This window comes from Rhizobium sp. BK176, assembly GCF_024808055.1.
In genome coordinates this window covers 758,494-771,884 of sequence record NZ_JANUBV010000001.1, presented here as the reverse complement: position 1 = coordinate 771,884, position 13,391 = coordinate 758,494, and the positions used below count along the sequence as shown (strand labels likewise).

The 13,391-nt window shown below is 55.0% G+C and carries 14 protein-coding genes; 5 read left to right on the top strand and 9 right to left on the bottom strand.

Going from position 1 to position 13,391, the window contains the following annotated elements; genetic code table 11:
• Window positions 1-32 precede the first annotated feature (32 nt).
• The 3 genes from FHT76_RS04365 (at window position 33) to FHT76_RS04355 (ending at window position 1,360) form a co-directional block, all read left to right on the top strand.
• Window positions 33-350 (top strand): hypothetical protein, encoded by a 318-nt coding sequence (locus FHT76_RS04365; RefSeq protein ID WP_259184515.1) that lies wholly within the window; start codon window positions 33-35, stop codon window positions 348-350.
• A gap of 177 nt (window positions 351-527) precedes the next feature.
• A complete protein-coding gene (locus FHT76_RS04360) occupies window positions 528-815 on the top strand; it encodes a hypothetical protein (protein WP_259184514.1) in 288 nt (95 codons plus the stop codon).
• A 113-nt stretch (window positions 816-928) separates the two neighbouring features.
• Window positions 929-1,360, top strand: a complete 432-nt coding sequence (locus FHT76_RS04355) for a hypothetical protein (protein WP_259184513.1) — start codon at window positions 929-931, stop codon at window positions 1,358-1,360.
• Between the two features lie 9 nt (window positions 1,361-1,369).
• Here FHT76_RS04355 and FHT76_RS04350 read toward each other — a convergent pair whose 3' ends face one another.
• The 4 genes from FHT76_RS04350 to FHT76_RS04335 form a co-directional block, all read right to left on the bottom strand.
• Window positions 1,370-1,828: a hypothetical protein gene (locus FHT76_RS04350; RefSeq protein ID WP_259184512.1), complete on the bottom strand. Its 459-nt coding sequence runs from the start codon at window positions 1,826-1,828 to the stop codon at window positions 1,370-1,372.
• Window positions 1,829-1,931: 103 nt separating this feature from the next.
• On the bottom strand, window positions 1,932-2,774 hold the full coding sequence (locus FHT76_RS04345) for a hypothetical protein (protein WP_259184511.1): 843 nt from the start codon (window positions 2,772-2,774) through the stop codon (window positions 1,932-1,934).
• A 330-nt stretch (window positions 2,775-3,104) separates the two neighbouring features.
• A complete protein-coding gene (locus FHT76_RS04340) occupies window positions 3,105-3,479 on the bottom strand; it encodes a helix-turn-helix transcriptional regulator (RefSeq protein WP_259185551.1) in 375 nt (124 codons plus the stop codon).
• A 172-nt stretch (window positions 3,480-3,651) separates the two neighbouring features.
• Entirely contained in the window at window positions 3,652-5,790 is a 2,139-nt protein-coding gene (locus tag FHT76_RS04335) for a DUF262 domain-containing protein (protein ID WP_259184510.1), read from the bottom strand.
• Window positions 5,791-6,038: 248 nt separating this feature from the next.
• Between FHT76_RS04335 and FHT76_RS04330 the strand changes: the two genes are divergently transcribed.
• Window positions 6,039-7,013: a helix-turn-helix domain-containing protein gene (locus FHT76_RS04330; RefSeq protein WP_259184509.1), complete on the top strand. Its 975-nt coding sequence runs from the start codon at window positions 6,039-6,041 to the stop codon at window positions 7,011-7,013.
• Window positions 7,014-7,119: 106 nt separating this feature from the next.
• Here the strand turns inward: FHT76_RS04330 and FHT76_RS04325 are convergent, their stop codons facing one another.
• The gene (locus FHT76_RS04325; protein WP_259184508.1) at window positions 7,120-8,607 is read right to left on the bottom strand and encodes a hypothetical protein; all 1,488 of its coding nucleotides are present in this window, start codon (window positions 8,605-8,607) and stop codon (window positions 7,120-7,122) included.
• Window positions 8,608-8,811: 204 nt separating this feature from the next.
• Here FHT76_RS04325 and FHT76_RS04320 point away from each other — a divergent pair, with 204 nt between their 5' ends.
• Window positions 8,812-9,495, top strand: coding sequence for a hypothetical protein (locus tag FHT76_RS04320; RefSeq protein WP_259184507.1), 684 nt, complete (start codon window positions 8,812-8,814; stop codon window positions 9,493-9,495).
• A 52-nt stretch (window positions 9,496-9,547) separates the two neighbouring features.
• On the opposite strand, the gene FHT76_RS04315 is transcribed toward FHT76_RS04320, so the two are convergent.
• The 4 genes from FHT76_RS04315 to FHT76_RS04300 form a co-directional block, all read right to left on the bottom strand.
• Window positions 9,548-10,300, bottom strand: coding sequence for a DUF262 domain-containing protein (locus FHT76_RS04315; protein WP_259184506.1), 753 nt, complete (start codon window positions 10,298-10,300; stop codon window positions 9,548-9,550).
• Window positions 10,301-10,453: 153 nt separating this feature from the next.
• Window positions 10,454-11,077, bottom strand: a complete 624-nt coding sequence (locus tag FHT76_RS04310) for a hypothetical protein (protein WP_259184505.1) — start codon at window positions 11,075-11,077, stop codon at window positions 10,454-10,456.
• A gap of 109 nt (window positions 11,078-11,186) precedes the next feature.
• Window positions 11,187-12,137 carry a type I restriction enzyme HsdR N-terminal domain-containing protein gene (locus FHT76_RS04305; RefSeq protein ID WP_259184504.1) on the bottom strand — a complete coding sequence of 317 codons (951 nt, stop codon included), beginning with the start codon at window positions 12,135-12,137 and terminating at the stop codon, window positions 11,187-11,189.
• A 129-nt stretch (window positions 12,138-12,266) separates the two neighbouring features.
• The gene (locus tag FHT76_RS04300; protein ID WP_259184503.1) at window positions 12,267-13,361 is read right to left on the bottom strand and encodes a hypothetical protein; all 1,095 of its coding nucleotides are present in this window, start codon (window positions 13,359-13,361) and stop codon (window positions 12,267-12,269) included.
• Window positions 13,362-13,391 lie beyond the last annotated feature (30 nt).

The window sequence follows — 13,391 nt, the reverse complement described above, 5'->3', positions numbered from 1 at the left end:
ATCATCACCTCAACGGATAAGTGGAGACGATCTTGAGCACCGAACTGGAAACGTCGCTCGCCGAAATCAAGTTCGGCTACGAGATAGACGAGAAGACCGCAGGAGACATGGTCGACTACGCAGAAGACATTCTGAAGGAACACGACGCCCTCATTCTAGCGCTGGCCAAGGCTAAGGTTCTTGACCGCCTTACAGATGCCGCCACCAATGGCAATAAGCTGGTTATCGACGCCGACTTCGTCTCACGCATGCAAGCTGAAATAGGGAACGAGGTCGGACGCATCCTGAAGCCGGAACTCGGTCGTCGCGCAGTAGTCGAAAGATCACAAGGACCCAGCTTCTTGCGTTGACTCTGGCCGATAACACGAGTTATCGGCCATGGGTGAGGCGACGGAAAGCTCCTGGGCGCTCACGGTGGCATTGTCGGATGTCGAGTGCCGCCCAGACGTCCCCCCGTGAGGCCAACCTTGACACGTCTGCGATCCGGCCGAACCATCAGAATGCCGATCAATAAGGACGTGAGCAGGATGACGACGATACGCATCGAGAGAACGACAGACTGGCACGACTGCGAGGACTGTGGGCTCTCGGCAGCTGACGGAGCCCGAGTTCTATTCGACGGTGTCCCAAGGCTCAACCTGGCTCCAATTGCGCATTGCTTTGACGGCGTGGAATACGACGATGAGGATATCGCCCGCGAAATTCTCCGCGAGCTGGGGTCGAACGTTGTGTACTCGACGGAATACGGCTATTTCTCGCGAACTTTGAAATCCCTTGGGCACAAGCTTCAGGTGGTCGACGCGCCACGGCATTGACACCAGTCACGGGTTCGACTCCGTTACGGTATCCAAACATACCCCCTACTATTTAGGTTTTTGCTTGATAGGCAACCTGCTGTAGCCTCCCGTCATTCGATGGAGGCGGCAATATGGACGATGACCGGTTCAAGGGAAATTTAGTAAAACTTCTGCAGGGCATGGTACTGCCAATGCCGGTAAAGCCGGAGAGCGTCGAAAGGTTCAGGGCCGTTCGTGATATTCTCCGCCGCAAGTACAAGCTGAGCAGGATGGAGGCATCGTTCACGGCGGCCGCGCTTTTCGGTTTCATCGGTCCATACTTCGCAATCGAGGTGTGCCTCACGTCAAGGTTTGACGAGGAACTCGAAGGCCCAGATGAACAGTGCGATCCGTCACAGGTCATCAAACGGCGGCGCGAGCAGGCTGCCACGTTAGTTACTCTGCTGGAAATCAATCCTGCAGAAGCGAAGGACGTTATCAGTCGCATGAGGCCTACGGCACGCAACTGGAAGCCGACATTGCGAAAGACAAAATGGCATGGTCAGGCCGTGGCGAAAAGCTAATGACTGCCGTCAGTAGGCTTGGTAATCATCAAAACCATAATCTTCAGCGTCTTCTGGGTCCCAGCCGGGGATGACCTCGCTAGCGGTAGGGACAAAATTCGCCCGCAAGGCCGCACGGGAGCAATAGTCAGCTGCATCGCGGTAACCCTTGCCAGGTAGGTACTGGAAATCTTCCGCAAATTCGAGAGCTTTAGTCCCCATCAGGCCGAGAAAGCGAGCCCTTGCTACCAGCAAGGCTGCTGGCAACGGAGCGAGTTTTGAGATTGCCTTCTCTCTTTGTAGCTGTGTCTTTTTTAGAAATTTGAGCGCCTCATCCTGCTCGGCTGACGTCATTTTAAAAAGGGAGGCTTCCCCTTTCTTCTTCAAAAAATCGATGGCCGCCTTTCGAACTGGACCTGTCAGCAACCATTCCAGTTCATGAGATATGCCAGGGACATTTCTTCGGTATGCGTCCAACGGATAAGACAAGTGCTGCTCCTTCAGGGTCTCGACCGTCTGCTTACCGCGTTTCGAATAGCCGATCCACTACTCAGTGGCCGGTAATGAGAGTTATCGGCCACCGACGGGGCCGTCAGACTGCAGGCTTGCGTTCAATCGAGGCTGCCGCATGTTCCTTGAACACCGGAACGTGCTTTCGGTTCTGAAACCCTCTGTCCGTTCCGAAGGAGGCAATCAGCATCTCTGACCGTTCTGACGCGCCGATGTCCACCCGGTAGGCGGTTCCTGTCTCGGAGAGCGAAATGCGGGCCATGCCCAGCAGTTTCATGAAACCTACCTCCATGACCGCCTCTTTTAAACCGAATTGATCAGCCAGAACCTGCGCGATACACGGGGTAGGAATGCGTGCGGATATGAAGCTTTCCGAATACGAGACGAAGTCCCCTGGGGGCATTCCATAGACCTCCGCGAACCCATCGACAAACTGTAGCCGTTCCGCTCTTTCAACAGCTGCCTTTTCCGCATCACGAGCTTGAACGGCCCGGAGCCTCTTTTGCCGTTCTTCTTCCTTGGCTCTTTCCTCGGACGCCTTCGCCTCATGCGCTGCCTCCAACGCTTCTTTCCTGGACTGGAGAGACCAACTGAAAACGTGTGTACCGGTTGGATCAGGCTCGAAGAAGGGCCGATCTCCCAGCTCGACATCGCAGGAAGTCTCGACCCGCTTGATTATGTAGTGGCAAAGATCAGAGATGGCATCGATTACTTCGATCGCTTTGTCCACATCCACATGGTCTTTCCTACGTGCAGCGGCATCGACGAGACTCGAGTAATCGTCGACACGAAGAAGTTTAACTCTCTGGTGGAGCCTGATGTCGGCCGAGGACTCTTCGAGCAGGTATCCGTAAAGTTCGATATTGCCGCGCCGTGCGGGAAAGTCGTCAATCCAGAAGCCGATCCCGATCTTTGGCTTACGCATCCATCGATTTTCCCCTTGGATGTATGCTGCCTCGTCTCTCATCAGATGTCGAACGTTCCATAGTTCTGGGGAGACGAGGTCGGAAATGCGGGATTCGAGCTTGGAGAAGGAATCCAGTGCGCTCGCGGCTATGCGGCTAACGAAGTGTGCATCACGATCTCTAGAGGCAGCATCGAGCCGCATGATGATCCACCGGAGGTCAGAAGAATGCACTCGATTCGAGACATGTTCTTGGTCGGTCACGTTATGCGGTATCATCGGACAATCCATGCATTGTGGTTAGACCATACCGTCGACGACCTGTACGCAATCAACAATCGGCAGATGGAGTCACTTCGGCCGGACGATCTCGATGAGAGCGCTCAACAGAGGCGCTTCATCCTCTGAACGAAGGCCACGGCTCGTTACGATTCGCAAGGCCTTTCCGTTGCGTTCAACGCCTGCAACGACGACATCTTCTCCAGCGAGAGGTACAGGAGAGACGGGAAGTGCGGCAACCGGCGAACCATCTGACGAAACGTACTCATCGCCAAACATAAGCCATGCCGGATTGACCCCGAAAAGGCGACCGTAGGCAATGCATTCTTCAGGGCCCGGGTTTCGTTCGCCGTTTTCGTGTTTGTTATAGGTCGGCAACGGAATGCCCAATGCTTCCGCAGCGGACCTCATTGATTTATGACCCGCAGTCGTCCGAGCCTCTTTCAATCGTACGCTAATGCTGTCAGCCAAATCGTGTCTCCATACGACTACGTCGTACGGCTTTCTAACACAAAATGGGGCGGATACCAGTGGAATGGACCCAAGGCGGGTTGAGGCGAGCGACCCCAATAGCGGAAGCCACAGAGGTCGTGACGTGAAGTGTCCATGGGTGCTTTGGTTAGGGACGGGCGACAGCGCCGTCCAAGCCCTTCCAGGACGATCCTACAGCCTTTTGCCCCGCAAAGATCGAGAACGCCGCCGAAGGGGACGCGACCTCGATGTCCTCTGTCAGCAACCACCTCAGATCATGCTGCTGTTCAAGCATGCCGCCCGTGATCAGCTTTTCGCGCTGCTCGTGGTAGGTGTTGTCGAGAGACGGCGTGGTGTCAGGTGCGGCCTTCGATCCCTTGATCACGTAGTACTTGCCGTCGTCTTTACGGAGATAGGCCACGCTCTGTCCCCGGGAGGTCATGACCCAGCTACAATTCTCCGGCAGCACCTCGCCGTCCTTGAGACCGTAAATGTTGAACTCGTCGTCGACCTCACGGGCAATGATGACCTCGCGGCCGGTGTCCTGCTCAACGATGCGCTTGAGGAACTCGAGGCGGCTCTGCTCGAAGGCAACGAAATCATCATGTCGCATGGAAACCGGATCGATGCCGTGGGTTCGCAACGAGGCGTCGATGGCGGTATCGTCGACCTTGAAGTCAGTTCCGAGCTTCACGAGGTACTCGCTTGGCGCGGAGCCGGACAACAGGATGTTCGTCTTTTTGGCCAAGAGCGTCTTGTTGATCACGCTGTTGCAGCGATCATCGCTGATGCCGTTTGCCGCGCACCACTTCTTCGTGAAAATGTGGTGGATGTCGTAGTTGCCGTCGACGAACTGCTGGAGGCTCATCTTGTTGTTGGTGCCGAAGTCACGGACCTCTGCGCGGAAAAGCCCGGTCATCAACGCATTCTGGATGCTGCCGTTGGTCGCCGTGGCGATCGTTGCAAGCGTAATCCCGAACTTCGCCACGGATGCCGGCGCGGCTTGGTCGTCGGTAATCCATTTCAGGAGGGACGGCAGCTCGCCGGCAACGCCAGTGTCGCCGTTTTTCGTGTGGCAGTTCGAGAAGGTGCAGCACCAGAGCCAACGAGCCAGCTTTTTCCGTGCATCAAGGGCGGTGGCTCGACGGCCGAGAACGCAGATGGTGATCGCCAGGCCTGTGACGAGAATGGTCGGGGGTAGCTGGCGCTTCTTGAACACCCCCTGTTCCAGAAGGAAGTTGTAGGTATCGACGAAGGCACTGGCCACTCGCTCGTTGAGCTTCTTGTAATCATCGAGATCGAGCTGCAGGACGTCGTTTGAAGCGCGACCGAACTCGTGGTTGGCAACCATGAGGTTCGCGTGAAGGAACTGCTTCGGCGTGATCGCCGACAGGACGTCACGAGTGTCCGTGACGAGTCTGGCCTTATGCTTCTTCCAGTCCTTACCGAGATCGAACCCATGGGGCGCGAACCGTGCGATGGCGAGATCGAAGACGCCGAGGGGCTGACCCATCGTGTTCATCTTCTCATACTGCTTGCTGATCGCTTCGGGTGGCGTCTCCCGGTCCATGACCTGAACATTGACGTGGTAGTTCATGAAGGTCTGGTAGACAACCGTCTGGAAATCGCGGATAGCCGTCAGCACCCGCTGGCGTTCAGGTTTGCTGAAGTTCTCCTGAGACGACCAGAACCGATCTGCATCGCCGTACCATTCGTCGAACTCGAAGATGCGATTAACGGGGAAGTATCCGTATTCGTACTGGTATTCGGGGTCGGAAAGGTTAGGCGCGCTCCGGTCGATCTGGACGCCACGGGGGTCGGTTCGTACGAAGGTCAGTGCGTCGATCATCGGCTTGTCGGAGCGGACCGCGCCTTCCATGTTGAAATAGAGGTGTGCGAACCGGGCTTTCGTACCGTTTTTGGTGGATTCGATACGGATCGGGGCCTTGGAAAGAAGCGCTTGATACGATGTCGTCAGGCGTTGCTGTCCATCGAGGACGTAGTAGTCAGGATGATCGTTGTCGCCCGCCGTTTCATCCGTTCCTTCCAACGGACGAAAGCCAAACTTGGTCGACCCGCCGGTCTCCAGGAGCATGGGCACGCCAAAATTCTGACCCTCGGCGATTGTCTCCACCAGATTGAGGATGTTGTCCTGGGTCCAACACCATGGGCGCTGGAGATCGGGGAGCTGGATGGAGCCGGAATGTATCTCCCGCAGAATTTTCTGGAGGCCCCAACGACGAGTATCTACCGTCTGGCGGGGGATGGCACGGCGAGTGTAGGACATCGATTGATCTTTCCGCGAGTTCTTGAATTCGCCAGCAGTGCCCCGGAGAAAAACCGCTGTCAACAACTTTTGCGATCGAAGTCATCAATTAAATCCGGAGGTTGGCGGTTTACGTTGCCGCCAATGATGAGTCTCGCGAATGAATGACTCTGATTGCAGTGGATGAGGAATAAAAACGAAGACTCCATATTGCCAGTACTGCTGAATTATGCGTTTTATGCGCATAAGATATTTACGGAGATATGGATATGACAAACAAGCTGAAGCACTTCAGGGTCGAAGCAGAACTTACGCAGGCAGAGGTCGCAAAGGCGGTCGGGATCAGCCAGCCGCAGTATCAACGCTGGGAGAGCGGCCAAGCAGAAGTGCCGGCCGGAAAATTGAAGAAGCTGGCCTCGGCGTTCTCAACGACAGAAGCCGCCCTGTTGGGCAGGCATCCCCCTGTAAAGGCGGCGTATTACGACGAGAGTGCTCCTGAGAACACTCAGTACTACGGGGAGGTGGCAATCCATTTCGCAGGAGGAGGGGAACCGCTTCTACTTTCAATTTCCGAAGCTGCATTCGCTGAGGCACACCGTGACTTTCAAGGTTCTGCTCCATTCGTGAGAGTGGAGAGCCTCTCTAATCAGAGGGTAATGGTCCGCAGGGCGGCCGTCGCCGACCTCTATTTTTCGAGCGAAGCGCACGACACACACGGCCCAGAGCATGGGCAATACAAGAAATCGTCGTCACTGCATCTTCCTGACCCCCGCGATTGGGAAATCATCGAAGCGATTCTTGACGATCTCGGTCAGGATGAATTCGATCCGGAAAGCGTTGAGAGACTCGAGAAAATCCTGGCCCCGACCTCAGACGAGGAATTCGAAAAGCTCGTGCAAGACGGCAGCATGGATGAAGCAGGTGTCATTGCCGCACAGGAGCGCGAGGCGCGGAGACTGGACAGGATTCATACGAATGCGACGTCAGTGGTCTATCAGCTCTCCGATGGTAAGCAGCGCAAGGTATATCTCTTCGAAGATGACGAGCTGTACAATGCGCTGAGTGAGTTCTGCACCGACGAAGACCTCGATTTGGAGGTCAGTCAGCCTCTGGTTCGCTTCGCTTCGGAGGGGTATCACCGGACGCTCTTCATCAATTCCGACGCGATCGACTACATCTCAGCTCCGATCCACAGGTGGGAGAAGGGGCGGACGGAGGTCGAAGGATCGTTGCTTGATAGCTGACGAAAACTGCCGTCTCGCAACCCAGTGACTGTGAGTATTGGTAGGAACCTTGGTCGATGGAGGAAATCATCGGCCAAGGTTGACGCTACGACACGCCGCGAAGCGTTCATTTGAGCGAGGGTGAGACCTGATTGGGTTCCCCCCAGCTCGGGTAATCCTGGTGGTTGAGAATATCTTCCTTGGATATCGGGAAGTCATCTGGCAATTCTTCGACGTCGTCCTCGTCAAAGTCGCACCAGTGCAACATCCCTGTTCCAATCCGGTTATCATCGCGAACCATCACGCCGTAGTACATTGATTGGGTTAGGAGACCCTCGCGATCAACGGTAAGGCCACCGGCCTCGCGTTGTATGGCCGATCTTAGGCCGTCAAATTCGATATCGTCTACAGACACGTTCACGTCCAAATAGATTTCTGCGAACGGGTTGGTTTCCCTTCGAAGCCAAGCGAGTCTGTGCATATCGGCCCCTACGACGAGTTTTATCGCCTCCGATATGATCGACTGCTCTCTAGGTGTGACACCGCCTGATGGCTCATTGCCAATGGGAGTTACAGAAACTCGGCAGCGGTAGTTCCAAAGGTCGCCATCTTGGCCCTCCAGCATGCGGTCGACAAAGACCACAACAGGCCGCCGGTTGCCATCATCGTCGTCAAACACCAGCGCGAAGCGCCCACGTCCATCGAAACCTGTCGGGTTTGGAAGCTTGTTTGCAACGTCGTCTGGCAATGCCGTGCAACAGACGGTGACATACCGTTTATACCAGCTATCGAGAAGATGCTCCTCCAGTATCTCGGATGAGGAGGGTAGAAACACGTTGGTGGGTCCTGTGAGATTTGGGACTTTCAGCCTATCTCCCATTCGATCCGCTCTCGAAGTGGAACTGGGATGATGGGGAACAACATGTTCGAGAGGCAACCTCCCCATCGATTTGTCATATGCCAAGACACAAGGGACATGCAGGTCGACGAGTTCATTAATTTCCACTTGAGAGATGAGCGGATGCCGCTTTGGACCGAAAATGGCGCGGCGGCAGAAGTAATATGGTGCGAGCCAAAACGGTGTCACGTTGTCTATACGAAGTTCGGGAAAATGTTTTTTGTAGTAATCCATTTTCAGGCCAACTTCATTGAAGATTTTAGTGCGAGATGTCTCGACCGCGATGTCGATATCGCCGATGTCGGCTTTGCCCGGATCGATAAAGCTTCCGAACACCCACAGCCTCTCGACGTTTATGGGCGAATTGGGGTTTTGGTTTAGTTTTTCAATTCTCTCCATAACATCTGCCAAAACTGCATATCCAGCGGCCTTACTAGCTCGTTTGCGGGCGGTAGCGGTAGCTATGGCCTTGCCGGCGTCCGTCAATATTAACTGAGGCGGTCCATCGGGAAATCCCGGAGGAGTGTCATTGGCGATAAGTCGCTGGTCAATAGCCTCTTGTATTATCGCGTAAACTCCTTCCGGCGAGAGCTGAACCTTTCCGTGCTTGCCTATCGCGCCTAGATTTTGAGTTGTCTCCCAAGCCTTGAGAATCTGTCTGAGGCGCAGGAGAGAAATGTGCCGGAACGTATCGTTACTTCTGATCTGGGTTGTCATGTCTACTAGGTACTCAAGGGAATTGGCCTCGTAGACGCATAACCTGATCAGTTGAATTGGTCAAAGTATGGTGCCGCACGCCAAATGACATTGCTTGGCCGATAATGGCAATTATCGGCCAGAGTGGTAGGCAAACTCCCCCGTTTGGAGGATGGCGGTTCGTTGGCCGATCCTTAAAGTGCAGAGAGTTAACTAGGGGGCCACATGAACAAAGTCTCACCGTTGCTGTTGGCTGCGGCCGCAGCGCTTCTTCCTTCCACCTCGTATTCCGCATCGGACTGCGACTTCGACAAGCCCATAGGAAGCTGTACCGCGACGATCGACTTGTTGAGTTCTGGTGGATCGAGGCCGAGTTTCAGCGCGGAGATTTCAATCAATAGCTCGGCGTCTTCATGCTCCAAAGTCGAGTACTTTCTGGATTCGACGCCGCAGACAACCATTTTGCGGGCTGGCAGCAGCGGGCAGGAGAGCTTGTTCGGAACGACGCCGATCACGAAAGACACCATCAAGGTAGAGCGCTGTACAGCCTACGAAAACCAAGCAAACGGTTCGAGCGAAGACGCTCAGTCGGTCAAGGTCGCCAAGGCGCTTGCTGGACGCTGGGTGAGCAAGCGGTCCGGCGACGACGACTACGATACTTGGTACGACATCCGCATAACCGTCAACGAGGGGGATGTGGTGGGAACGGGAACACGGTTTCACCGGGAAAGACACGTACCTAGAGGTAAGGTCTATCAAACCAACGATACAGCTGGCGTAAAAGGGACCATAGAGAACGGTCAGATCAAAATGCAGATGATCCTGCCTGATGGGAACGGTCAGATACAGGTCTGGACCATAAATGGAGGAAAGCTAACCAACGGAGGCTTGGTATTCACCAGAAAATAGCGGCCATTCACCTCCAGACCTCGATGCGGCGCACGCCTCATGCATAGTTCTTCTACGGCCGCGGCCCGTTAGACGCCTCCACACGAGGGCTGCGGTAAGAGAACGCCAAATCGAATTCCTCGTCGGAGATCGGCTGCCCAGCTCTGCATATCGTCATGTAGCACTCGCGGGCTTCTTCGAGCGTGGCGTCGCGAAGATTTGTGATGGTGATCCGCGCCGAACGAACAAACCCAGGCAGGTCGTTCATCAGCCATTGCATAGCCGGGTCTGCCATGCCATGGCGCTCACCTGCCGTTAGGACATCGAACTGCCGCCCCCTGCTGAACACGAATGCATCCATCAGATCGCCGAACGGTGCCGATGTAGCTGACCACGCCTGGTCGCGCTGCCGGAAGGTCACCGACTTCGTGGAATAGTCGGCAACGAGGATTTCGTCCCCGAACCACACGTCGATCTCGCTGTCGCTATATGGATGCGCTGGGTCAGCGGGCGCTTGATGGACGAGGGATGCGTAGATAAGGCTTGCAAGCCTGTTCTGGCCGTCGAGGACGAGTGTCTCGACGTCTTCCGGGTGTTCGACAGGACCAAGGCGTCCCTTGGTAGGGTATTGGCCTCTGTCGGCGGCAGAAGGTGTCCATGTCGTGAGCGAACCGATCGGCCATTTGTTCAGCATAGACTTCAGGAGTTTTTCGACATCCTCCTTCGTCCAGACGTATTGGCGCTGGAAGGGAGCGAGGCCGAGACCGCCGCCAGCTGCCTGACGGGCGATATCGATGAGGAAGTCGCTGGATTGTTCGACGCGCATGCTGCAGGCCTTGTAGGAGGTGATAGCGGCGATATTCGGGGTGGGTGGAGCAAGGATCAACGTGTTGTGGCAGCACTCCGGCGAGCGACGTAAGATCGGAATATACGCTGCTGCAGCGTCCAAACTACGCAGGCATCTAGCCGATAATGACGGTTATCGGCCAAGTCCGTTGGGCATGTTCTTTTGATCTGCGGTGAACCCCACTGACTCAAGAGCCCACCAGAATTCAGCTTTGCCCTCCGGTTTGTGAAATTCCTTCACCGTCCAAGGCCCGAAGTCATAGGTGAAGATCGGTTCAGGGTCCCGCACGAAATACCAAATCGGAAAAGGTGCCTGTCGCAGTTCATGTGGATCGAACGAATATCCTCGAGGTTGCACGAGGCGGTTCCAGTTATCGACGTGGTCGGCGGTCAGTACAAGAGCGTCGACGCTATTGGCGGGGCATGAGAGGGTGACATAGCCGGCCCTAGCCATCTGATCTTGAAACGGCGAGCTTCCGGGATAGAAGTGTGAAAACCGGGTGAGCTTCGCTTCACTCGCGTAGCTGAGCATCGTTTTGGTCTGGTAGTCCACCACCAGCACACCGTACTCGCTGTCGCGGACGGGCTTTTCCGCGACATTCACGTTCAATCCTCGCAGCCATTCGATATAAGAGAGCGCGCCACGGTCGTCGCCGCTCAGGAAGCCAATATCTCGTGCATAAAGGTCACGGGCGTTTCGCGAATGCGCCTTGGCGACGTATCGCGATCCATCATTTGCCCTCAAGGCGATCGTCATATATCCAGACATGGGGTCCTCCTTTTCACTGGTTACAGTGTCTGCCGCGAGGCACACAGTGGCAAGACGGAGAGGAACTGGCCGATAATGACAGTTATCGGCCAGCGCGTCAGAACGAAAACCGATAGGGAGTTACGTCGAACCATCCGTGAACATCCATGTTGGTCCAGAGACGATCCTTGTCGGCGAATGTTCCGATCCTGGGGTCCCACGACGTGCGGCCCGCCGTGCGGCTGGAAGTAGGAATTGTTTCGAGGAATGCTTTCAGCTTGTCAGTCGGAATCAACCAACCCTCTGCTGCTGCGGTCTTCCATATGACGAACAGATCGGCCTCCAAATGCAAAGGCGTTATTTTAACAAAGCCCGTTTCAACTGCGCCCCGGTATGGCGCAGTTTTGGAGAACTGCACCGACCGACGATCACGTGTCATGAATGTGTTCGGATGACCTTCGTTGAGAAGCTCTGCACCGAGAGACAGTTCGACACCAAGGATAGCACGACGAAAATGCTCATCGTCGACGACCGAGTGACGAACGTGAAAGTCATGACCGAGCGAGCGCTTTTTCCATTCTTCATTCCACGCCAGACGTGTTGCCCCGCCAAGCACAGACTCTTTGGAAATCAATGAGAGGACCGCGTCTATGTGCGGTGGCTCTGCAGTCGCAATATCCACGAACTTGAAGAGTTTGTCAGGCATGGCGACCGGAGCATGGACCACGTAAATTCCAAGGCACGACCCGTTCGTCAAAACACACCAAGGAACGTTCAGCGTGTTGCCATAATTAACCGCCTGAGAAATCGAAATCACATCAGACAGATTTGATTTGAAGGACTTTGCTTCGACTAAAAGTACAGGCTGATCATTCGAAATCATCGCATAGTCGACACGATCTTTGTTGACCGGATATTCAGCCTGAACCTCGTCCAACCCATCGACGTCCCAACCCACGTATCGCAGCAGCGGATCGACGAGGATTCGCCGGGTCTGCATTTCATTCGGGTTCATCCCTGAGGATTTGATCGATCTGGCCTTGCCGATCAGGTCAGTAATAGAGGACACCAGTAATTTCCGTGACTCTTCAACGCCGATCCATTTTTCCCGACGTCACATTGTTGCCTGCCCTCTACGATGGGGGAGTGTAGTTGTGCGCGCAAGCCTAGCAGCAAGAGCAGCGGCCGATAATGGCAGTTATCGGCCAGGGTGGAACGGCCGACAACCTCCCGACCCAGACGCAGGCTGATCACTCGAAACCCACTTCTTGGCCATTGCCTCAACCTTACCACCCCCGCGCGGGTCTCGAACCGTTCCGCAGCATTCTATCGCGAGGGCGCGCGCGGCGGCGTCGCCAATACCGGGGGCTTCAATTTCTCGACCGCTGCATTCCAGCGAATACCTCATTCTTTTAAGAACACCAGAGAAACGCATGATGTCATCTGTTGGGATCACGCCGAACTTCTGTCGAAGGATTTCGACCCGGCCTGCCATCGGCACCTTATTCCGAGCGAAGAGATCAGATAATCCGATGATCTGCTCGGGCCGCATACCAAATTCTCTTTGCCAACCGTCCAGCGCCGAGGAATGAGTACTCAACATGTTCTGGCGTCTAATCTCTGCCTCTTCTGCTTGCTTTTCGGACCGGGCCTCCGCAGCGATCCGAAGTCTTTCCTCGATTTCAAAAGGAGAGACCAAGACATACTCGAATTCGCCAGTACCTTTCTCGAAGACCCATTTGCGAGAAACGGGGGCGTAGTTTTTCAGGCGGTTTTCCGCCTCCGATACCATTTGAACAACGGTAACGAAGAGATGCTTGCGCACGATTGCGGTTAGCCGATCTCCAAGGTGGTCATGGCAATCTGGATTGGCATCCGCGAACATGGAGTATCCACGGAGGTACACAAGCTCGTTGCAGGGGCTTGCGGTACGAAACTCAGCGTAGTCACCTCGGTTGTAAGGGAAATCGGCAAGATTGTCGGGGAGCCAGGTTACCCGGAGGTTGCCCTTGCTGGTCTCGACAATGTTGAATTGGACAGAACCTAGTGGTCTATTCGGAATGCGGGATACGGCACGAATAGCCAATGAAGCGAAGTGGTCTAGGCAGTCGTTCATTCTCGAATAGCAGTGGGCGACCGCGTCGATTTCTCCAAGAAGCATGTCGGGATACTCATGGTGTCGCGCAACGAAGCTGGCGATCCCGCACAGTCGTTCCGTAACGGTTAGCCCAAATCTGGCGTTCCCATTTAGGATGTCGTCGATTGATGGGATTGTTCGCTGACGCCACTGCATATCAAGACTCCGATAACTGCCAGAGAGCTA